Origin of the sequence: Pseudomonas sp. RW10S2, from assembly GCF_014268985.1 — a bacterium.
In the GTDB taxonomy this organism is placed as follows: Bacteria; Pseudomonadota; Gammaproteobacteria; order Pseudomonadales; family Pseudomonadaceae; genus Aquipseudomonas; species Aquipseudomonas wayambapalatensis.
This window is the reverse complement of record NZ_JABWRO010000014.1, coordinates 23,735-45,653: the sequence shown is the minus strand read 5'-3', so window position 1 is coordinate 45,653 and position 21,919 is coordinate 23,735. Positions and strand designations below refer to the sequence as shown.

At 63.7% G+C, this 21,919-nt stretch carries 14 protein-coding genes; 3 read left to right on the top strand and 11 right to left on the bottom strand.

From position 1 onward, the window contains the following. Positions 1-17: 17 nt before the first annotated feature. Complete coding sequence (gene mscK, locus HU729_RS05245; RefSeq protein ID WP_186708700.1) at positions 18-3,323, top strand: mechanosensitive channel MscK; 3,306 nt, start codon at positions 18-20, stop codon at positions 3,321-3,323. 163 nt (positions 3,324-3,486) lie between these two features. Then, positions 3,487-4,947 (top strand): protein adenylyltransferase SelO, encoded by a 1,461-nt coding sequence (locus HU729_RS05240; protein WP_186708698.1) that lies wholly within the window; start codon positions 3,487-3,489, stop codon positions 4,945-4,947. Positions 4,948-5,138: 191 nt separating this feature from the next. Here the strand turns inward: HU729_RS05240 and HU729_RS05235 are convergent, their stop codons facing one another. Together HU729_RS05235 and HU729_RS05230 are read right to left on the bottom strand one after the other, a co-directional pair. Continuing rightward, on the bottom strand, positions 5,139-5,912 hold the full coding sequence (locus HU729_RS05235; protein WP_054891199.1) for a ParA family protein: 774 nt from the start codon (positions 5,910-5,912) through the stop codon (positions 5,139-5,141). 52 nt (positions 5,913-5,964) lie between these two features. Next, the gene (locus HU729_RS05230; protein ID WP_186708696.1) at positions 5,965-6,870 is read right to left on the bottom strand and encodes a LysR family transcriptional regulator; all 906 of its coding nucleotides are present in this window, start codon (positions 6,868-6,870) and stop codon (positions 5,965-5,967) included. 194 nt (positions 6,871-7,064) lie between these two features. On the opposite strand from HU729_RS05230, the gene HU729_RS05225 reads away from it, so the two are divergent. Continuing rightward, entirely contained in the window at positions 7,065-8,222 is a 1,158-nt protein-coding gene (locus HU729_RS05225) for an MFS transporter (protein WP_238348307.1), read from the top strand. Between the two features lie 48 nt (positions 8,223-8,270). On the opposite strand, the gene HU729_RS05220 is transcribed toward HU729_RS05225, so the two are convergent. The 9 genes from HU729_RS05220 to HU729_RS05180 all read right to left on the bottom strand — a co-directional run bounded on the left by HU729_RS05220 (position 8,271) and on the right by HU729_RS05180 (position 21,917). Further along, complete coding sequence (locus tag HU729_RS05220) at positions 8,271-8,618, bottom strand: NirD/YgiW/YdeI family stress tolerance protein (protein WP_186665630.1); 348 nt, start codon at positions 8,616-8,618, stop codon at positions 8,271-8,273. A 117-nt stretch (positions 8,619-8,735) separates the two neighbouring features. Next, positions 8,736-9,800 (bottom strand): uroporphyrinogen decarboxylase, encoded by a 1,065-nt coding sequence (gene hemE, locus HU729_RS05215; RefSeq protein ID WP_186665628.1) that lies wholly within the window; start codon positions 9,798-9,800, stop codon positions 8,736-8,738. A 195-nt stretch (positions 9,801-9,995) separates the two neighbouring features. Then, positions 9,996-11,414, bottom strand: coding sequence for an FAD-dependent oxidoreductase (locus HU729_RS05210; protein ID WP_054891194.1), 1,419 nt, complete (start codon positions 11,412-11,414; stop codon positions 9,996-9,998). 123 nt (positions 11,415-11,537) lie between these two features. Continuing rightward, on the bottom strand, positions 11,538-15,983 hold the full coding sequence (gene gltB / locus HU729_RS05205) for a glutamate synthase large subunit (protein WP_186665625.1): 4,446 nt from the start codon (positions 15,981-15,983) through the stop codon (positions 11,538-11,540). Positions 15,984-16,358: 375 nt separating this feature from the next. Then, positions 16,359-17,981, bottom strand: a complete 1,623-nt coding sequence (locus HU729_RS05200; RefSeq protein WP_186708692.1) for an AAA family ATPase — start codon at positions 17,979-17,981, stop codon at positions 16,359-16,361. Positions 17,982-17,996: 15 nt separating this feature from the next. After that, positions 17,997-19,094 (bottom strand): 3-dehydroquinate synthase, encoded by a 1,098-nt coding sequence (aroB, locus tag HU729_RS05195; protein WP_186708690.1) that lies wholly within the window; start codon positions 19,092-19,094, stop codon positions 17,997-17,999. A 97-nt stretch (positions 19,095-19,191) separates the two neighbouring features. Further along, a complete protein-coding gene (aroK, locus tag HU729_RS05190; RefSeq protein WP_186665619.1) occupies positions 19,192-19,710 on the bottom strand; it encodes a shikimate kinase AroK in 519 nt (172 codons plus the stop codon). A gap of 4 nt (positions 19,711-19,714) precedes the next feature. After that, a complete protein-coding gene (locus tag HU729_RS05185; RefSeq protein WP_186708723.1) occupies positions 19,715-20,959 on the bottom strand; it encodes a type IV pilus secretin PilQ family protein in 1,245 nt (414 codons plus the stop codon). Continuing rightward, positions 20,907-21,917 (bottom strand): pilus assembly protein PilP, encoded by a 1,011-nt coding sequence (locus tag HU729_RS05180; RefSeq protein WP_186708688.1) that lies wholly within the window; start codon positions 21,915-21,917, stop codon positions 20,907-20,909. Before HU729_RS05180 ends, HU729_RS05185 begins: the two co-directional genes overlap by 53 nt. Between the last annotated feature and the right edge of the window lie 2 nt (positions 21,918-21,919).

Below are 21,919 nucleotides of genomic sequence, written 5' to 3'. Positions count from 1 at the left end.
TCGCAAGTAGTCTGCCTATGTCCCTGCGCGTGTATGTCCGCGCAGCCCTGCTGGGGCTGTGCCTTTCCCTGTCGTTCGCCGCCGTGGCGGCCGAGGTGCCGGCCGCTCCCGGCATCCAGAACAGCCTCGACAAGATTGCCGAGCGCAAGCTGCCGGAGCCCGAGCAGAAGGCGCTCCAGCAGGTGCTGGAGCAGACCCTCGCGTTGATCGCCAGCAAAGAGGATAGCGAGAAGAAACTCGCCGACCTCAAGCAGCAATTGGCCGGCGCCCCTCAGGAAACCCGCGACAGCCAGCGCGAACTGGCCAAGCTCAAGGACACCAAGGTCACGCCCGTGGCCCAGCGCTATGCCAGCCTCAGCGTGCCGCAGCTCGAGCAGATGCTCAGCGAACGCAGCACCCAGCAGGGCGAGCTGCAAAAGGCGCTGTCCGAAGCCAACAGCCTGATCATCAACTCCCAGACCCGCCCCGAACGTGCCCAGGCCGAGATCAGCAACAACCAGACCCGCGCCCAGCAGATCAACAACGCGCTGAAATCGGGCAAGGACAACGGCAAGGCGATTTCCGTCGACCAGCGCAACCAGCTCAACGCCGAACTGGCCTCGCTCAACGCCCTCACCCTGCTGCGCCGCCAGGAGCTGGCCGGCAACAGCCTGCTGCAGGATTTGGGCAACGCCCGCCACGACCTGCTGATCGAGCGTGCCACACGCCTTGAGCAAGAAATCCAGGACCTGCAGACACTGATCAACGAGAAACGCCTGGCACAGTCGCAACAGACCGTCACCCAGCAGTCGATCGAAGCGCAGAAGGCCGGCGGCAGCACCCTGCTGGCCAACGAGAGCGCCGCCAACCTCAAGCTCTCCGACTACCTGCTGCGCAGCACCGACCGCCTCAACGAACTCACCCAGCAGAACCTGCAGACCAAGCAGCAGCTCGACACCCTGACCCAGGCCGACCAGGCGCTGGACGAGCAGATCAACGTACTCAAGGGCAGCCTGCTGCTGTCGAAGATCCTTTACAAGCAGAAGCAGGCGCTGCCGCACCTGAAGGTGGATCGCGACCTGGCTGACCAGATCGCCGATATCCGCCTGTACCAGTTCGAGGTCAACCAGCAGCGCGAGCAGATGAGCAGCCCGGTCAGCTATGTCGACAAGCTGCTGTCCACCCAGCCTGAGCAGGACGTCACCCCGCAACTGCGCAAGGCCCTGCTGGAAGTCGCCATCACCCGCAGCGACCTGCTCGAGCGCCTGAACCGCGAACTGTCGGCACTGCTCAACGAATCCATCACCCTGCAGCTCAACCAGAAGCAGCTGCTGGGCACCGCGCAGAATCTGCGCACCACCCTCGATGAGCAGATGTTCTGGATCCCCAGCAACAAGCCGCTGGACTGGGACTGGTTGCGCTATGTGCCCGAGCGCTTCGCCGACCAGGTCGCCAGCCTGCCCTGGGGTTCGGGCATCAAGGAACTGGCCGACGGCCTGAGCCAGCGCCCACTGCTGTTCCTGCCGCTGCTGCTGGTGATCGGCGCGCTGCTGTGGAGGCGCAAGTACCTGTACCAGCGCCTGGGCAAGGTGCACCAGGATATCGGCCACTTCCGTCGCGACAGCCAGTGGCACACCCCCCAGGCGATCCTGATCAACATCCTCCTGGCCATGCCGGTAAGCCTGGGCCTGGCACTGTGCAGCTATGCCTTGCAGATCGACGCCCGCGGCCAGAACGCCAATCTCGGCGCCGCGCTGTGGCAACTGGCCCAGGCCTGGCTGGTGTTCTACACCGCCTACCGCGTGCTGGCCCCCGGAGGCGTGGCCGAGGTGCACTTCCGCTGGCACAAGCCGCAGGTCGAGTTCCTGCGCGGTTGGGTACGCAGGCTCGGCACGGTGGTGCTGGCCCTGGTGGGTGTGGTCGCGGTGGCCGAACACCAGCCTTCGGCGCTGGCCGACGACGTGCTGGGCATCGGCGTGGTGCTGGCCTGCTATGCACTGATGGCCTGGCTGCTCAGCCGTCTGCTGCTGAGCAGCCCGGCACACCGTGACACATCGCTGTTCCGCAAGGCGGTCGGGGTAGCGTTCACCGCGCTGCCGATCGCGTTGTTCGTCGCGGTGTGCTTCGGCTACTACTACACCGCACTGAAACTCACCGACCGCCTGATCTACACCCTCTACCTGCTGCTGTTCTGGCTGGTGATCGAGGCGGCGTTCGTTCGCGGCCTGTCGGTGGCGGCGCGACGCCTGGCCTACCAGCGCGCGTTGAGCAAGCGCGCGGCCGCCAAGGAAGGCCTGGACGGCGAAGTCATCGTCGAGGAACCGACCCTGGACATCGAGCAGGTCAACCAGCAGTCCTTGCGCCTGATCCGCCTGGCCCTGCTCGGCGGCTTCATCGGTGGGTTGTACTGGGTATGGTCGGACCTGATCACCGTATTCTCCTACCTCAACAACGTCACCCTGTACGAATACGCCAGCGGCACCGGCGCAACGGCCAGCATGGTGCCGATCAGCCTCGGCGACCTGCTTGGTGCACTGGTCATTGCCGGCATCACCATTGCCCTGGCCAGCAACCTGCCGGGCCTGCTGGAAGTGCTGGTACTGTCGCGCCTGAGCCTGGCCCAGGGCAGTGCCTACGCGATCACCACGCTGCTGTCCTACGTGATCGTCGGCGTGGGCATCGTCAGCACCCTGGCCACCCTCGGGGTGAGCTGGGACAAGCTGCAATGGCTGGTCGCCGCCCTGTCTCTGGGCCTGGGCTTCGGCATGCAGGAGATCTTCGCCAACTTCATCTCCGGCATCATGATCCTGTTCGAGCGCCCGGTGCGGATCGGCGACACCATCACCATCGGCAACCTGTCCGGCACGGTGAGCAAGATCCGCATTCGCGCCACGACCATCACCGACTTCGACCGCAAGGACATCATCGTCCCCAACAAGACGTTCATCACTGGCCAGTTGATCAACTGGTCGCTGACCGACACCGTTACACGGGTGACGCTCAAGCTGGGCATCGACTACGGCTCCGACCTGGACCTGGTGCGCGAGCTGCTGCTCAAGGGCGCCCACGAAAATCCACGCGTGCTCAAGGACCCTGAGCCGATCGTGTATTTCCTGCAGTTCGGCGAAAGCTCGCTGGATCATGAGTTGCGCATGCACGTGCGCGACCTGGGCGACCGCAACCCGACGCTGGACGAGATCAACCGCTATATCAACCGTGAGTTCAAGGCCCACGACATCAAGATCTCGGTCCGCCAGGTGGAGGTGTTCCTGATGGACACCAAGGGCGGCAAGCAGCAGATGATCCCGCTGGAGAGCAAACCCGACAGCACACCACCGAGCTGAGTGGACGCTGATGGGTGCAAGCGCCCAGAATGCCTGCGAGGGCTTTGCCCTCGATCGCGGGACAAGCCCGCTCCCACAGGAAACCGAGTTCTGTAGGTGCGGGCTTTGCCCCGCGCAGGGCCGCAAGGCGGCACCATGTCACTGATAGCCAGGAGCCGGCCCCGTGAAAGCCCTCGACCAACTCACCTTCGATAACCGCTTCGCCCAACTCGGCGACACCTACTCCACCCAGGTGCTGCCCGAGCCGATTGCCGAGCCGCGCCTGGTGGTCGCCAGTGAATCGGCCATGGCCCTGCTCGACCTCGACCCGGCCCAGGCCGATGAGCCGGTGTTCGCCGAGCTGTTCAGCGGCCACAAGCTCTGGGAAGAGGCCGACCCACGGGCGATGGTCTATTCCGGCCATCAGTTCGGCTCTTACAACCCGCGCCTGGGGGACGGCCGCGGCCTGCTGCTGGGCGAGGTGCTGAACGATGCCGGCGAGCATTGGGACCTGCACCTCAAGGGCGCCGGCCAGACCCCGTACTCACGCATGGGCGACGGCCGCGCAGTGCTGCGCTCCTCGATCCGCGAATTCCTTGCTTCAGAAGCACTGCACGCCCTGGGCATCCCCAGCAGCCGGGCGCTGTGCGTGGTGGGTTCGAGCACCCCGGTGTGGCGCGAGACTCGTGAAAGCGCGGCCATGCTGCTACGCCTGGCGCAGAGCCACGTGCGCTTCGGTCATTTCGAATACTTCTACTACACCCAGCAGCCCGAGCAGCAACGCGTACTGATCGACCACGTGCTCGAACAGCACTACCCCGAATGTCGCGACGCCGAACAACCCTACCTGGCGATGTTCCGCACCATCGTCGAGCGCAACGCCGAGCTGATCGCGTGCTGGCAGGCCTATGGTTTCTGTCATGGGGTGATGAACACCGACAACATGTCGATCCTGGGCATCACCTTCGATTTTGGCCCCTATGCCTTCCTCGACGACTTCGACGCCAACTTCATCTGCAACCACTCCGACGACCGCGGCCGCTACAGCTACGCCAACCAGGTGCCGATCGCCCACTGGAACCTGAGCGCCCTGGCCCAGGCCCTGACCAAGGTGATCGAAGTAGATGCGCTCAAGGAAACCCTGGGGCTGTTCCTGCCGCTGTACCAGGCGCACTACCTGGACCTGATGCGCCGACGACTGGGCCTGACCACCGCCGAAGACGGCGACATGGCCCTGGTCGAACGCCTGCTGCAACGCATGCAGAGTGGCGGCGTGGACTACACCCTGTTCTTCCGCCGCCTTGGCGAGCAACCTGTGGAACAGGCACTGCAGGTGGTTCGCGATGACTTCATCGACCTCGCCGGCTTCGACGCCTGGGGCGCCGACTACCTGGCGCGCTGCCAGCGCGAAGCGGGTAACGCGCAGGGTCGGCGTGAGCGCATGCATGCGGTCAACCCGCTGTACATCCTGCGTAACTATCTCGCGCAGCGCGCCATCGAAGCGGCAGAGGGCGGGGACTACAGTGAAGTGCGACGCCTGCACCAGGTCCTGTGCAAGCCGTTCGAGGAGCAGCCCGGGATGCATGCCTATGCCGAGCGGCCACCGGAGTGGGGCAAGCACCTGGAAATCAGCTGCTCTTCCTGAACTACGACTGACCTGGACTGCCCCCAAGGGTTGGATTGGTGTCCAACTTCTTGGGGGCAATCCATCCCTGTGGAAGCGGCGGTTCGGCGCCCCGACTTGCCCGCGAACACCGGCAAAGCCGGTGCCATTCACCGCGCAGCGGGGGCGTTTCCACTCCAGTCATTGCTGGAGTGGGTGCGCAGGCAAGGGATCTAAGCGTTTTCTTCGAGCAGCGAGTGCAGCTCGACAAACTGCTGTGTCAGCTTGTGCCGCGGCTCCAGGTGAATCAGCGGCAGGCTGGCGTGGTGGGATTCGCGCATCTTCACCGAGCTGCCCAGGTACACCGGCAGCACCGGCAGGCCCTCGGCGAGCAGCTCGTCGAGCATCTGCTGAGGCAGGCTGGCCCGTGACTGGAACTGGTTGACCACGATGCCCTCTACCTGGAGGTCTTCGTTGTGGTCGTCCTTGAGTTCCTCGATCTCGGCCAGCAGGCCGTACAGGGCCTGGCGCGAGAAGCTGTCGCAATCGAAGGGAATAAGCACACGATCTGCGGCGATCAACGCGGAAACCGCATAGAAATTCAACGCTGGCGGGGTGTCGATGTAGATCCGCTCGTAGTCTTCGTCCAGCTCATCGAGCAATTTGCGCAGCTTGTTGATCTTGTGCTTGGCCTCGAGCTTGGGCTGCAGGTCGGCCAGCTCGGCGGTGGCGGTGACCACGTGCAGGTTGTCGAAGGGCGTTTCGTAGATATCGACCTTGTTCTTCTTGCTGAACGGCCCGCTGGACAGGCTCTGCTTGAAGAAATCGGCAATACCCATGGGGATATCGTCACCCGTCAAACCGGTCAGGTACTGGGTCGAGTTGGCCTGGGCATCCAGGTCGATCAACAGGGTCCGGTAGCCTTCGTTGGCACTGACCGCCGCCAGGTTGCAGGCGATGCTCGACTTGCCCACGCCACCTTTCTGATTGAACACCACGCGCCGCATGACTGACCTCCGTGTATCAGGGAATGCCCGAGTATGTGTCCGGCGCGGCGGTTTAGCCAGCACCTTCGGGCTTTTCCAACCCCGCCAGCAGATCGACGAATGCCCTCGCCATCGCGGAGCCCGCGCCCTCGCGGCGCACCAGCCAGACCGCACTGCTCGCCTGCTCGTCGAGCAGCGTGCGGTACACCACGCCATCGATGCGGATGCGCTGGAACGACGCTGGCAGCACCGATACCCCGAGGCCCGCCGAGACCAACCCGATGATGGTCAGCGCCTCACCGGCTTCCTGGGCAAAATGCGGGCTGAAGCCAGCCTGGCGCGCCAGGTCCATCAGTTGCGCATACAGACCGCTGCCGTAGCTGCGTGGGAAGAATACGAACGGCTCGTGAGCCAGGTCCCGCATATACAGGCCTTGCTCGCTGCCCAGCGCCAGCGGATGAGAGGCATTGAGCACCACGACCAGCGGCTCGCGAAACAACTCGGTGACCGCCAGCCCTTCCGGCACCGGCAGCGGACGCATCAGGCCGACCTCGATGGATTCGTCGAACACCGCGTCGACCACCTCACGGCTGCTCATTTCCGTGAGGTGCAGGTGCACCGCCGGGAAGCGCTGGCGGAAGGCGTGGATCGCCTGGGGAATCCTCGAGGTGAAGGGCGCCGACGAGGTGAAGCCAATCTTCATCTCGCCCAGTTCCCCCAACTGCGCACGACGCGCCACATCGGCCGCCTTGTCGACTTGCGCCAGCACCTGGCGTGCCTCCTCGAGAAACAGTCGTCCAGCCTCGCTCAGCTCGACCCGACGATTGGTGCGCTCGAACAGACGCGCCCCCAGCTCCTGTTCCAGCGCCTGTATCTGCTGGCTCAAGGGTGGCTGGGAGATGCCCAACTGTTGGGCTGCACGGCCGAAGTGCAGTTCTTCGGCGACGGCGATGAAGTAACGCAAATGACGCAGTTCCATGATCGGCCCCAAATAAGTCGCTAAAGCTATCAAATAGGTCGAACAATATATTGGATCTAATTATTAGCCAGCTATATGCTTTTTTCATTGCGCCAGAGGTATCACCCGTGAAAACTGCTGTAGCCCTCCTTCCTGCCGAACCCGAAGTGCCTCCCCTGAACGACGTGTGGATCGAAAAAGGCACCCCAGCCTTCATGAAAACCGTGCTGGCGCTGTTCAGCGGCGGGTTCGCCACGTTCGCCCTGCTCTACTGCGTGCAACCGATGATGCCGCTGCTGTCGCAGGAGTTCTCGATCAATGCTGCGCAGAGCAGCCTGGTGCTCTCGGTGTCCACCGCCATGCTGGCGTTCGGCCTGCTGGTCACCGGGCCTATTTCCGATCGCATCGGGCGCAAGCCGGTGATGGTCTCGGCCCTGGTGTGCGCTGCCCTGGCGACACTGGCCAGCGCAGTGATGCCGACCTGGGAAGGCGTGCTCGCCACCCGCGCGCTGGTCGGCCTGTCGCTGAGCGGCCTGGCGGCGGTGGCGATGACCTACCTGAGCGAGGAGATCCACCCGCAGCACATCGGCCTGGCCATGGGCCTGTACATCGGTGGCAATGCCATCGGCGGGATGAGCGGACGGCTGATCACTGGGGTGCTGATCGACTTCGTCAGCTGGCACACCGCGATGCTGGTGATAGGCGGCCTGGCGCTGCTGGCCGCGGTGGTGTTCTGGAAGGTGCTGCCGGAATCACGCAACTTCCGCGCCCAGTCGCTGAAGCCACGCAATCTGCTCGACGGCTTCCTCATGCACTTCAAGGATGCCGGCCTGCCCTGGCTGTTCCTCGAAGCCTTCCTGCTGATGGGCGCCTTCGTCACTCTGTTCAACTACATCGGCTATCGCCTGCTGGCCGAGCCCTATCACATGAACCAGGCGCTGGTCGGCTTGCTGTCGGTGGTGTACCTGTCGGGCATCTACAGCTCGGCGCAGGTTGGCGCGCTGGCCGATCGGCTGGGGCGTCGCAGGGTGTTCTGGGCGAGCATCCTGGTGATGGCCGGTGGCATGCTGATGACTCTGTTCACCCCGTTGCCAGTGGTGATCGTCGGAATGCTGGTGTTCACCTTCGGCTTCTTCGGCGCCCATTCGGTGGCCAGCAGCTGGATCGGCCGACGCGCGCTCAAGGCCAAAGGGCAGGCGTCTTCGTTGTACCTGTTCTGCTATTACGCAGGATCGAGTGTCGCCGGGACGGCGGGCGGGATGTTCTGGCATTACGCCGGGTGGAATGGCATCGGCCTGTTCATCGGCAGTTTGCTGGCAGTGGCATTGCTGGTGGCGTTGCGCCTGAGCAAGTTGGCACCTAAGTCGGTGTGAGGCATTCGCGGCGGTTCGGGGCGCCGAACCGTCGCGAAGCAGCCTTCGTCAGTTGACGATCTCAACGATATCCACATCCACCTCACGGCTCATCAGGTGTTTCTCCACCTCGCCGGTCAGCTTGACCTTGGTCTTGTCGTTGAACGGCGTCGGCGGCAGGTCTTCGTTGTCGATTTCGACGGTGATGGTGCCGGTGTTGTCCTTGAACTCGTACTTGTCGTCGTTGTTGATCTTCTTGGTCACGTAGCCCTGCAGCACCACGGGAGTGTCGTCGGCGGCTTCCTTGGCGGCGGCGACAGTAGTCACCGCTTGGGCACCTGGGCCGGTGTAACTGGAAGCCAGGGCGGCGGTGCTGAACAGAGGGGCGAGGATGAGGGCGAGATAGCGAGCTTTCATGATGATCGAGTCCTGTTTGCGTTTTGATGGCACCAGATTACCGACGATCGCTGAATTCAAGCTTAATGAAGCAAAAAGCCCGGCACAGGGCCGGGCTTTTTGCCGAACACGCCGATTCTACTGGTGATATTGCGCCGAGAACTCGTGCACGGCGTTGATGAACACACCGGCATGTTCCGGGTCCACCTCCGGCGTGATGCCATGACCCAGGTTGAACACATGGCCGCTGCCCTGCCCGTAGCTGGCCAGGATCCGCTGCACTTCGTTGCGGATCGCCTCAGGCTTGGCGTAAAGCACGGTCGGGTCCATGTTGCCCTGCAGCGCGACCTTGTCGCCGACGCGACGACGGGCGTCGCCGATCTCGCAGGTCCAGTCCAGCCCCAGCGCGTCGGCACCGGCCTCGGCGATGCTTTCCAGCCACAGGCCGCCGTTCTTGGTGAACAGGATGACCGGCACCTTGCGCCCTTCATGCTCGCGAATCAGACCGCTGACGATCTTGCGCATGTAGGCCAGGGAGAACTCCTGATAGGCCGCTGCCGACAGCGCCCCGCCCCAGGTGTCGAAGATCTGCACGGCCTGGGCGCCGGCCTTGATCTGGCCGTTGAGGTAGCTGGTGACCGACTGCGCCAGCTTGTCGAGCAGCAGGTGCATGGCCTCGGGCTGGTCGTACAGCATCGCCTTGGTCTTGCGGAAGTCCTTCGACGAGCCGCCCTCGACCATGTAGGTCGCCAGGGTCCAGGGGCTGCCGGAGAAGCCGATCAGTGGCACGCGCCCGTTGAGCTCACGGCGGATGGTGCTGACCGCGTCCATCACATAGCCCAGGTCCTTGTGCGGATCGGGGATCGGCAGCGCCTCGATATCGGCCAGGGTGCTGACGACCTTCTTGAAACGTGGGCCTTCGCCCGTCTCGAAGTACAGGCCCTGGCCCATGGCATCGGGAATGGTGAGGATGTCGGAGAAGAGGATTGCGGCGTCGAGCGGGTAGCGGTCCAACGGCTGGAGCGTCACCTCACAGGCGAACTGCGGGTTCATGCACAGGCTCATGAAGTCGCCGGCATTGGCGCGGCTGGCGCGATACTCCGGCAGGTAGCGGCCCGCCTGGCGCATCATCCACACCGGGGTCACGTCTACGGGTTGCTTGAGCAGTGCACGCAGGAAACGATCGTTCTTCAGGGCAGTCATGTCGGCATCCAGCAAAAAAGTGCGGGCATTTTCTCAGACGCCAGCACAAAAGGCACGGCCAGGGCCATGCGTTTTGTCTATCGGGTGCCATGGATCAAGGTTTTTTGTATACAAAATGCATCGCGGGGCAAGCCTGCTCCTGCAAAGGGATGCGTGGTCCCTGCAGGAGCGGGCTTGCCCCGCGATAGCGATCGATCAGACTTCGAGGTAGTCCAGAATCCCTTCAGCAGCAGTACGCCCTTCGAAGATCGCCGTCACCACCAGGTCCGACCCGCGCACCATGTCGCCACCGGCAAAGACTTTCGGGTTGCTGGTCTGGTGCTTGAACTTGCCTTTCTCCGGAGCCACGACGCGGCCCTGGCTGTCCATCTGGATGCCATGCTGCTCGAACCACGGCGCCGGGCTCGGGCGGAAGCCGAAGGCGATCACCACGGCATCGGCCGGCAGGATCTCTTCGGAACCCGGGATCGGCTCGGGGCTGCGGCGGCCACGGGCGTCCGGCTCGCCGAGACGGGTTTCGACCACCTTGACGCCCTCCACCTTGTCCTCGCCGACAATGGCGATCGGCTGGCGGTTGTAGAGGAACTTCACGCCCTCTTCCTTGGCGTTCTTCACCTCTTTGCGCGAGCCAGGCATGTTGGCCTCGTCGCGACGATAAGCGCAGGTCACGGCCTTGGCGCCCTGGCGGATCGAGGTGCGGTTGCAGTCCATCGCGGTGTCGCCACCGCCGAGCACCACGACCTTCTTGCCCTGCATGTCGATGAAGTCTTCTGGCGACTTCTCGAAGCCCAGGTTGCGGTTGACGTTGGCGATCAGGAAGTCCAGGGCGTCGTGCACACCTGGCAGGTCTTCACCCGGGAAGCCACCCTTCATGTAGGTGTAGGTGCCCATGCCCATGAACACTGCATCGTACTCGGCGAGCAGCTGTTCCATGGTGATGTCCTTGCCCACCTCGGTGTTCAGGCGGAACTCGATGCCCATGCCGGTGAAGACTTCGCGGCGATTGCTCAACACGGTCTTTTCCAGCTTGAACTCGGGGATGCCGAAGGTCAGCAAGCCGCCGATCTCGGGGTTCTTGTCGAACACTACCGGCGTCACGCCAGCACGCACCAGCACGTCGGCACAGCCCAGGCCCGCGGGGCCGGCACCGATGATCGCAACGCGCTTGCCGGTCGGTTTGACCTTGGACATGTCCGGACGCCAGCCCATGGCGAAGGCGGTGTCGGTGATGTACTTCTCCACCGAGCCGATGGTCACTGCGCCGAACCCGTCGTTCAGGGTACAGGCACCCTCGCACAGACGGTCCTGCGGGCATACGCGGCCGCACACTTCCGGCAGGGTGTTGGTCTGGTGCGACAGCTCCGCCGCCGCCAGGATGTTGCCTTCGGACACCAGCTTCAACCAGTTGGGGATGAAGTTGTGTACCGGGCACTTCCACTCGCAATAGGGGTTGCCGCAGCCCAGGCAGCGGTGCGCCTGCTCCACGGACTGCTGCGGCTTGAAGGGTTCGTAGATCTCGACGAACTCCTTCTTGCGCTGGCGCAGCAGCTTTTTCTTCGGGTCCTTGCGGCCCACTTCGATGAACTGGAAGTCGTTGCTCAGACGTTCAGCCATTTTTCAAAACCTCTTAACAGCAGCTGCAAGCTACACGCTGCAAGCCGCAAGACGATCACTTAAGCCAGGCGAACCGCACGCTGCCTCTGCGTGCAGCTTGCAGCTCGCCACTTGCAGCTGCTCTTACTGCGGGTTGGCACGGGTGCTGGACAACAGTTGCTTCAGATTGGCCGCCTTCGGCTTGACCAGCCAGAAGCGCCGCACATAGTCGTCCAGGTTCTCGGAGAGCTCACGCCCCCACTCACTGCCGGTTTCTTCCACGTACTCGCCCAGGACCCGCGCCAGGTGGCTGCGGTAGGCCTCCATCGCCTCACCACTGATGCGCTGGATTTCCACCAGCTCGTGGTTGAGTTTGTCGACGAAGGTGTTGTCCATGTCGAGCACGTAGGCGAAGCCGCCCGTCATGCCAGAACCGAAGTTGTAACCGGTCTTGCCCAGAACGCAGACAAAGCCGCCGGTCATGTATTCACAGCAGTGATCACCGGTGCCCTCGACCACAGCGTGGGCGCCGGAGTTACGCACAGCGAAGCGCTCGCCCGCGGTACCGGCGGCGAACAGCTTGCCGCCCGTGGCGCCGTACAGGCAGGTGTTGCCGACGATGGCGCTGTGCTGGGTTTCGAACGGGCTGCCGGCAGGCGGCACGATGGTGACCTTGCCACCGGTCATGCCCTTGCCGACGTAGTCGTTGGCATCGCCTTCCAGGTGCAGGTTCAGGCCACCGGCGTTCCACACGCCGAAGCTCTGACCCGCCGTCCCCTTGAAGCGGAAGGTGATCGGGTTAGCCGCCATGCCCTGGTTGCCATGCAGGCGGGCGATCTCGCCAGAGATACGCGCACCGATGGAACGATCGCAGTTGCAGATGTCGAGGGCGAACTCGCCACCGGCCTGGTCGCGGATTGCCGGCAAGGCCATCTCGACCATCTTCTCGGCCAGTTCGCCCTTGTCGAACGGCGGGTTCTTGTCGACTTCGCAGAATTGCGGCTTGTCGGCCGGAATGTGCGAGCTGCCCAGCAGCGGCGTGAGATCCAGGTGGTGCTGGCGCTCGGTGTCGCCCGGCAGCACTTCGAGCAGGTCGGTACGACCGATCAACTCGCCGAGGCTGCGCACGCCCAGCTTGGCCAGCCACTCGCGGGTCTCTTCAGCGACGAAGGTGAAGAAGTTGATCACCATGTCGACAGTGCCGATGTAGTGGTCCTTGCGCAGCTTGTCGTTCTGCGTGGCGACACCCGTGGCGCAGTTGTTCAGGTGGCAGATGCGCAGGTATTTGCAGCCCAGGGCGATCATCGGCGCAGTGCCGAAACCGAAGCTTTCGGCACCGAGGATCGCGGCCTTGATCACGTCCAGGCCGGTCTTCAGACCGCCGTCGGTCTGTACCCGCACCTTGCCGCGCAGGTCGTTGCCACGCAGGGTCTGGTGGGTTTCGGCCAGGCCCAGCTCCCACGGGGCACCGGCGTACTTGATCGAGGTCAGCGGCGAGGCGCCGGTGCCACCGTCGTAGCCGGAGATGGTGATCAGGTCGGCATAGGCCTTGGCCACACCGGCAGCGATCGTGCCGACACCGGCTTCGGCCACCAGCTTGACCGACACCAGCGCCTGCGGGTTGACCTGCTTGAGGTCGTAGATCAGCTGCGCCAGGTCTTCGATCGAATAGATGTCGTGGTGCGGTGGCGGCGAGATCAGGGTCACGCCCGGCACCGCATAGCGCAGCTTGGCGATCAGGCCGTTGACCTTGCCGCCAGGCAGCTGGCCGCCCTCGCCGGGCTTGGCGCCCTGGGCAACCTTGATCTGCAGGACCTCGGCGTTGACCAGGTATTCCGGGGTCACACCAAAGCGGCCAGTGGCCACCTGCTTGATCTTCGAGCTCTTGAGGGTGCCATAGCGGGCCGGGTCTTCGCCGCCCTCACCGGAGTTGGAGCGCGCGCCCAGGCGGTTCATCGCCTCGGCCAGCGCTTCGTGGGCTTCCGGCGACAGCGCACCCAGGGAGATACCGGCAGAGTCGAAGCGCTTGAGGATCGCCTCCAGCGGCTCGATCTGGTCCAGCGCCAGCGCCTGATCGGCAACCTTGACCTTGAGCAGGTCGCGGATCATCGATACCGGACGCTGATCGACCAGCGTGGTGTATTCCTTGAACTTGGCGTAGTCGCCCTGCTGCACTGCAGCCTGCAGGGTGTTGACCACGTCCGGGTTGTACGCGTGGTATTCACCGCCGTGGACGAACTTGAGCAAGCCGCCCTGCTGGATCGGCTTGCGCGCGCTCCAGGCTTCGGCGGCGAGCAGCTTCTGGTCGCTCTCCAGGTCTTCGAAACGCGCACCCTTGATACGACTGGACACGCCCTTGAAGCTCAGGCCGACCACTTCGTCCGACAGGCCGATGGCCTCGAAGAGTTGCGCGCCACGGTAGGAGGCGACGGTCGAGATGCCCATCTTCGACAGGATCTTCAACAGGCCCTTGGAGATGCCTTTGCGGTAGTACTTGAACACTTCATCCAGATCGCCCAGCACTTCGCCGGTGCGGATCAGGTCGGCCAACACCTCGTACGCCAGGTACGGATAGACAGCCGAAGCGCCGAAGCCCAGCAGCACGGCGAAGTGGTGCGGGTCACGGGCGGTGGCGGTTTCCACAAGGATGTTGCTGTCGCAGCGCAGGCCCTGCTCGGTCAGGCGGTGATGCACTGCACCAACGGCCAGCGAAGCGTGCACCGGCAGCTTGCCCGGCGCGATGAAACGGTCGCTCAGCACCAGCTGGGTCTTGCCGCTGCGCACCGCTTCTTCGGCCTGGTCGGCGATGTTGCGAATGGCCGCTTCAAGGCCGACATCCTGCTCGTAGTTGAGGTCGATCAGGTGACGGTCGAAGCCTTCGCGCTCCAGGCTCATCAGCGAGCGCCACTTGGCGGGCGAGATCACCGGCGAACTGAGGATCACTCGGGAGGCGTGCTCCGGGGACTCCTGGAAGATGTTGCGCTCGGCGCCCAGGCAGATTTCCAGGGACATCACGATCGCCTCGCGCAGCGGGTCGATCGGCGGGTTGGTCACCTGGGCAAACTGCTGGCGGAAGAAGTCGTACGGCGAACGCACGCGCTGCGAAAGCACGGCCATCGGCGTGTCGTCGCCCATCGAACCGACTGCTTCCTGGCCCTGCTCGCCGAGCGGGCGCAGCACCTGGTCACGCTCCTCGAAGGTGACCTGGAACATCTTCATGTATTGCTTGAGCTGGTCGGCATCGTAGCTGGCCACGCCCTGGTCGTCGGTCAGCGTCGCCTGGATGCGGGTGGCGTGCTGACGCAGCCAGCGCTTGTAGGGATGGCGCGACTTGAGACGGTTGTCGATGGCGTCGGTGTCGAGGATCTGACCGGTTTCGGTGTCCACGGCGAAGATCTGACCCGGGCCGACACGACCCTTGGCGATGACGTCCTCAGGCTTGTAGTTCCACACGCCGATTTCCGAGGCGAGGGTGATGTAGCCGTTCTTGGTGGTCACCCAGCGCGCCGGACGCAGGCCGTTGCGGTCGAGCAGGCACACGGCGTGGCGGCCTTCGGTCATGACGATGCCGGCCGGGCCGTCCCACGGCTCCATGTGCATGGAGTTGTATTCGTAGAAGGCGCGCAGGTCGGCGTCCATGGTCTCGACGTTCTGCCAGGCCGGTGGCACGAGCATGCGCACACCACGGAACAGGTCGATGCCGCCAGTGACCATCAGCTCGAGCATGTTGTCCATGCTGGAGGAGTCGGAGCCGACACGGTTGACCAGCGGACCGAGCTCTTCCAGATCGGGGATCAGGTCGTTGGCGAACTTGGTGCGACGGGCCATGGCCCAGTTGCGGTTGCCGGTGATGGTGTTGATCTCGCCGTTGTGGGCGAGGAAGCGGAATGGCTGTGCCAGCGGCCATTTCGGCAGGGTGTTGGTGGAGAAGCGCTGGTGGAAGACACAGATGGCGGTCTTCAGGCGCTCATCGCCCAGGTCCGGATAGAAGGCGGTGAGGTCCGCCGGCATCATCAGGCCTTTGTAGATGATGGTCTTGTGCGAGAAGCTGCAGATGTAGTGGTCGGCGTCGTGGGCGTTGGCCACGGACGAACGGCGACGGGCACTGAACAGCTTGATGGCGAATTCCTGGTCGGTCAGACCTTCACCGCCGATGAACACCTGCTCGATCTGCGGCAGACGTTCGAGGGCCAGGCGACCGAGCACGCTGGTGTCGATCGGCACTTTGCGCCAGCCGACCAGTTGCAGGCCGGCAGCGAGGATCTCGCGGTCCATGTTGGCGCGCGCAGCCTCGGCTTTCACAGGGTCCTGATTGAAGAACACCATGCCGACGGCGTACTGCTTGGGCAGTTCGACGGCAAAGTGCTCCTGGGCCACGGCACGCAGGAACTGATCGGGCTTCTGCATCAGCAGGCCACAACCGTCACCGGTCTTGCCATCTGCGTTGATCCCACCACGGTGGGTCATGCAGGTCAGGGCCTCGACGGCAGTTTGCAGAAGGTGGTGACTCGGCTCGCCCGTCATATGGGCGATCAGGCCAAAACCACAGTTATCCTTGAACTCTTCGGGATGGTACAGACCTGTTTTCATAGACACTTTCTCACCAGGTTCGCCTCTCAACCAAGGCAAATCTCTTTTTAGTACAACCACTTACCATCCACGCCGATCGAATGCCAGCTTTTTTGCGGTGGGTATAGGGAAACCATTGTTGCACAGCGACAGGGAGGCCCACAAATTTTCACGACGAGTCGTTGAAAGTTTATGTCGCATTTTTGAATGTTTTTGCGTCATGCGCCGTGATAGCGGCTTGACTCGAGTCTGAAGCGTTTCAGCCGTGACTGCAACAGAAGGCTTGTGGCCGGCAGTCTGGGACAGAAAAGCCTGCCGCGCATCAGCACAGCAGGCTTTGTCGAGTCCGGGATTCGCTCAGCAACTGGGCGGCGGGGGTGGTGCCGCCCGGAAGGATCAGCGGGCCGTGGCCAGCTCTTGTTGAACGCTGCCGACGGTACGAGGCCAAGGTTTACCAGCCTGGACCTTCGCTGGCAAGTTCTTGATTGCCGCAGCTGCGGCATCGCGGCTGCCGAAGTTGCCGTAGGTCACCACGTACAGCGGCTTGCCCTGCAGGGTTTTCTTGAAGTAGCGATAGTCGCCACCCTGCTCCCTGACGAACGATTGGGCAGCGGATTCATTGCTGGTACCGAACACCTGAACCACATAGTTGCCCGGCTTCTGGCCGCTGTACCAGCCGCTGTTGCCTGCGCCTCCGGCGGCGGGTTTCTCGGCAGGCTTGGCTGCGGGCTTGGCGCTGGCCACCTGGGTCGGAGCCGGCGCTGGCTTGGCAGCAGGCGCAACCGGTTTTGCCGGCTGGGTTGCGACAGGTTTCTGTACAGGCGCAACCGGCTGGGCAGGCACGCTGGCTACTGGCTGGGCTGGAGCAGGTGCAGGGCCAGCAGCGACACCTTGGGGCGGCGCAGTGGTGGTGACGGTGGGAGGAACGGCAGCCGAAGGCGCTGAAGGCTGCAGCGCCGTATTACCGGCAGGGCCAGCCTCGTCACCATCGCCCATGCCTGCGGCCTGGGCCAGCGGCTCACGCATGACCGGCTGCGACTGCCCCACCAGCGGCAGCGGCATGGGCTGCGACGAACCGGAGAATTCGACGGTCGGGCCGCCGTTGCCCGACTGCCCCAGTGGCAACTGGGCCTGGGCAGCTGGCGCGTCGGTCGGCGCCTTGTCGGCTTTCTTGGGCATCAGGACCGCGGCAGCGACAGCGACCACAACGACAGCGGACAGCGCGAGCACATGTTTCTTAGGCATTTTGAACCCCATGGATGGTCGCTTTTCCGTACTGCGGGTAGCGATCATGGCTTCGATCAAGGTATCGCGGGCAACCTGGTTGATGTTTCCTGGCCAGCCGTCGGAGTTTTCGTGGATATCGGCGATCTGTTCGGCGCTGAACACCTCAAGGCCCCGGCCAGCACCTTCCAGACGCTGCTCCAGATACTCCCGAGTCTCTTCTTCGCTGTAGGGGGCAAGCTCGATGATGTGGAAGCGTTCTTCCTCGACACTGAGTTCGTCCAACCCGGCAATCAGCGAAGGCTCACCGAACAGAAACACATGCGGGCGCCCTTCCGGAACGCCTGCCGTCAGCTCCAGCAACGCTTGGAGTGCCGACTCGTCGAGTTGTTCCGCATCGTCCACCAGCAGATAGACTTCCTGCCCGGTCAGAGCCAACTGGACGACCTGGGACAGGATCGCCTGCACTTCCGGCTGCGCGACGTTCAGCGCCTGGGCTACCTGGCCCAGCACGCTGGCAGCATCGCTTGCGCCGCGCGCAGAAACGACCACGCTCTGCACCGACTGCTTGTTGGTGCTGGCCACCAGGGCCTGGCGCAGCAGGGTCTTGCCGCTGCCCAACGGGCCGGTCACCACCAGCATCAGGTGGCTGTAACGCGCCAGGTGATGCAGTTGGCCCAGCACCGGCTTGCGCTGGGCAGGGAAGAACTTGAACCCGGGCACCCGAGGCGCGAACGGATCGTGACTCAACTGGTAGTGATCGAGGAAAGCCTCATCGGCATGCAAACTGGTCATCGCGCTGTCACAACCTCAAAGCTGCGCCACGATCGCGCGGTAATCCGCTGCAAGCGTGGCCTGAAGAATCTCTTTCGGATAGTCGTCGGTGATCACGGCCTCGCCCATCTGGCGCAACAGCACCAGGCGCAGGCGTCCGTCGAGCACCTTCTTGTCGACCGCCATATGTTCCATGAAATGCGCCGGGGTCATTTCCTGTGGGGGCACCACCGGCAAGCCTGCATCCTGCAGCAGGCGAATTCCGCGATCACGCGCCGACTGGTCGATCCAGCCCAGGCGCATGGACATCTCCAGGGCCATGACGGTCCCGGCAGCGACGGCCTCGCCATGCAACCATACCCCGTAACCCATGTGGGTTTCGATGGCATGGCCGAAGGTATGGCCGAGGTTCAGGGTGGCACGCACACCGGACTCACGCTCGTCGGCGCCCACCACCGCCGCCTTCGCCGCACAGGAGCGGCGGATGGCTTCGGTCAGCGCCACGGAATCGAGCTTGCGCAGCGCCGCCATGTTGTCTTCCAGCCAGCCGAGGAATGGCTCGTCGCAGATCAGGCCGTACTTGATCACTTCAGCGAGACCTGCCGACAGCTCGCGGGGTGGCAGGGTACGCAGGCTGGTGGTGTCGATCAGCACCGCGTTGGGCTGATAGAAGGCACCGACCATGTTCTTGCCCAGCGGGTGGTTGATGCCGGTCTTGCCACCAACGGACGAATCCACCTGGGACAGCAGCGTGGTCGGCACCTGGATGAAGTCGACACCTCGCTGGTAACAGGCCGCGGCAAATCCAGCCATGTCGCCGATCACTCCGCCGCCCAGCGCGACCACAGTGGTGCGCCGATCATGGCGGGCCGTGAGCAGGGCATCGAAAATCAGCTGAAGGGTTTCCCAGTTCTTGTGGGCTTCGCCGTCAGGCAGCACCACTGGTAGCACCGACCAGGCGCCGAGCGTCTTGCTCAGCCGCTCGAGATACAGGGGCGCGACGGTTTCGTTGGAGACGATGGCGACCTGCCGTCCGGCAATGTGCGGCGCCAGCAGCTCGGGCTGGTCCAGCAGGCCCTCGCCAATGTAGATCGGATAGCTACGTTCGCCCAGATCGACCTTCAATGTCTGCATGTATCCCCACAATATGCTTTGGCGCGGCCTTGCCTGAGCGGCCAGCGCGGTAACGTTCAACCTCGCCCCGGCGTTGGTCGCCGAGGATAGTCCCGGCTCAGCGGGGCGGCAACTGCTGCAAACGCTCGAGAATATCGAGCACGACCATGCGCGGTGGCCGTTCGTCGGTTTCCACCACGAGGTCGGCTATCTCGCGATAGAGCGGGTCGCGGGTTTCCAGCAATGCACGAAGCGTGGCTTCCGGGTTGGCGGTCCGCAGCAGTGGGCGGTTGCGATCACGCGCAGTGCGGCCAACCTGCTGTTCCACCGAAGCATGCAGGTAGATGACACGCCCGCCCTTGTACAACGCCTGGCGATTGGCTTCGCGCATCACCGCGCCGCCACCGGTTGCGACAACCACGCCGTCGAGCTCGCAGAGCTCGGCAATCATCGCCTGCTCACGATCACGGAAGCCCGGCTCGCCTTCCTTGTCGAAGATCCACGGGATGTTGGCGCCGGTTCGCAGCTCGATTTCCTTGTCGGAATCCTTGAACAGCAGGCGCAGCTCTTTGGCCAAAAGGCGCCCGATGGTGCTCTTACCGGCGCCCATGGGCCCTACAAGTATCAAATTTCGCACAGAATCAACGACTCACAGCTATCGCCCGGTCACCCATGATACGCGGAGTCAGGAAGACCAGCAGCTCAGATTTTTTCTCTTGTAATGCATCGCGTCGAAACAGCCGTCCAACATACGGCAGATCGCCAAGAAATGGCACCTTGTCCACCACATTGTTATGCGACGTCGAGTACACGCCACCAATCACAATCGTCTCGCCATCGGCCACTCGCACCTTGGCGTTGACCTCGTTCTTGCGGATCGGCGGCACATCGTTGAGGGCATTGAGGTAGTCCGGCTCGTCCTTGGTCACCCGCACCGCCATGATGACCTTGCCATCCGGAGTGATCTGCGGCGTGACCTCCAGTGACAGCGATGCCTCACGGAATGCCACGGAGGTTGCACCGCTCTTGCTCGACTGCTGGTACGGCACTTCGGTGCCCTTGAGGATCCGCGCGGTTTCCTTGTCGGCAGTGACCACCTTGGGCTGGGAGATGATCTCGCCATTGCCGCTTTTCTCCATGGCACTGAGCTCCAGGTCAAGCAGCACATCGCCACGCACCAGCCCCACTCCTACGCCAGAGGTCGCCCCCTGCGCGCCGAGATCGACAAACAGCTCACCGGCGGGCCGCCCTGGCATACCACCCAGCCCTGCTCCCCAGCGAATCCCGAGCACGTTCTCATAATCGACGTTGGCCTCGACGATCCGGGCCTCGATCATTACCTGGCGCACCGGCACATCCAGGTGCGCCACCAGTTGCCGCAACTCGGCCAGGCGCGCGGCAGACTGGGTGGCGATCAGGGTGTTGGTCCGCGAGTCCACGCTCAAGCTGCCGCGCCCTGCTGCGGGGTCGTCATCCGCCAGGCTTTCCAGCAACAGTTTCGCCAGGTCGGCCGCATCGGCGTGATGGATCGGCAGCAACTCCCGACGCAGCGGCTGCAACTGCGCCTCGAGTGCCTGGTCGATGCGCGCCTCGCGCGACTGCTCGGCGAGCTCGGCAGCGGGCGCGACCAATAGCACGTTGCCCTCCTCGCGCCTGGCCAGCCCCCGGCTGCGCAACACCAGGTCCAGCGCCTGGTCCCAAGGCACCTCGTGCAGCCGCAGGGTGACATTGCCCCGCACCGTGTCACTGGCAACCAGGTTGATGCCGGCATAATCGGCTAGCACCTGCAGTACCGCACGGACCTCGACGTCCTGGAAGTTCAGCGAAAGCGGCTCACCTTTGTAAAGGGGCTCCGCCATTGCCCGTAGCGCCAGCAGCATCGCCATGATGCCGATCAACAGTCTCTTCACGTTCGCTCCTTGCGCCTGTGCGCCTGCTTAACGTCAGGTAGCTCGAATGCTGTTGCCACTTGCCACCATTGAACAGCCGCTCGCTGATCTCGACCTGATCCTGGTCGACCTGTATCACTTCACCCTCTTCACGGCCCAGGCGGTCCCCCTTGGCAACCCGGTAAACACGCCCGGCCCAGCGCACCAGCGCCTGGGTTTGCCCTGCGCGGGACAGGCTGCCAACCATCTCCAACTGCTCCAGTGGCACCCCCGCCAACCCCTCCGCATGCCGACGCGACGACCAGGGTGCAAACGGGTCCAGCTCCGGCGCCCGACCGATCGGACCCGCGGGCTCATCGGCCAGCGAAGCGGGCACCGGCAGCGTCTCGCCGGCATGAAATGCCTGCACTGACACTTGAAGCTGCAATAGCCCCGGCCGGTCTGCTGCAGGCTCCAGTTGCAAACGGGTCACCTGCAGCAGGCGCAACTGCCCCAGCCACTCGCCCAGCCAGGGACGCAGGGCGGCATAGCGCCCACTCACCTGCATCTGCAAGGGCACCTGGCGGTAACCCTGCGCCTCGACGCCTTCTTCCACGTCGAGGCGCTCGAAAACCAGGCCGTAGGTGCGTCCCGAAACCGCCAACTGGTCGAGCAGATCGCTCATGCTCTCGCCACCCGACAATCGCCAGCGCGCATCCCGCAGCCGCTTCTCCTCGCTGTCCAGCGCCGCCTCGGCGTCATCCAGCGCCAGGACCTGTTGCTCCCGCGCCTGCAACAGCCGCCGCTGCTCGACTTCACTCGCCACGCCTTGACGGTAGGCTGCGCGCACCTCCTGCAGACGAAGCTGATAGCCGCAGGCCAGTACCAGCAACACACCAGCGGCCACGACCGCGCCCCTGTACATACGCGAGCGCCCGGCCATCTCGTGCCAGCCCAGCACCTCTGCAATGCGCATGC

Coding starts and splice junctions, on each gene's coding strand:
- mscK (WP_186708700.1), top strand. CDS start 18: ATGTCCCTGCGCGTGTATGTCCGCGCAGCCCTGCTGGGGCTGTGCCTT.
- HU729_RS05235 (WP_054891199.1), bottom strand. CDS start 5,912: ATGCGGCGCGTGGTGTTCAATCAGAAAGGTGGCGTGGGCAAGTCGAGC.
- HU729_RS05230 (WP_186708696.1), bottom strand. CDS start 6,870: ATGGAACTGCGTCATTTGCGTTACTTCATCGCCGTCGCCGAAGAACTG.
- HU729_RS05225 (WP_238348307.1), top strand. CDS start 7,065: ATGAAAACCGTGCTGGCGCTGTTCAGCGGCGGGTTCGCCACGTTCGCC.
- HU729_RS05220 (WP_186665630.1), bottom strand. CDS start 8,618: ATGAAAGCTCGCTATCTCGCCCTCATCCTCGCCCCTCTGTTCAGCACC.
- hemE (WP_186665628.1), bottom strand. CDS start 9,800: ATGACTGCCCTGAAGAACGATCGTTTCCTGCGTGCACTGCTCAAGCAA.
- HU729_RS05210 (WP_054891194.1), bottom strand. CDS start 11,414: ATGGCTGAACGTCTGAGCAACGACTTCCAGTTCATCGAAGTGGGCCGC.
- gltB (WP_186665625.1), bottom strand. CDS start 15,983: ATGAAAACAGGTCTGTACCATCCCGAAGAGTTCAAGGATAACTGTGGT.
- HU729_RS05200 (WP_186708692.1), bottom strand. CDS start 17,981: ATGACCAGTTTGCATGCCGATGAGGCTTTCCTCGATCACTACCAGTTG.
- aroB (WP_186708690.1), bottom strand. CDS start 19,094: ATGCAGACATTGAAGGTCGATCTGGGCGAACGTAGCTATCCGATCTAC.
- HU729_RS05185 (WP_186708723.1), bottom strand. CDS start 20,959: ATGGCGATGCTGCTGGCGCTACGGGCAATGGCGGAGCCCCTTTACAAA.
- HU729_RS05180 (WP_186708688.1), bottom strand. CDS start 21,917: ATGCGCATTGCAGAGGTGCTGGGCTGGCACGAGATGGCCGGGCGCTCG.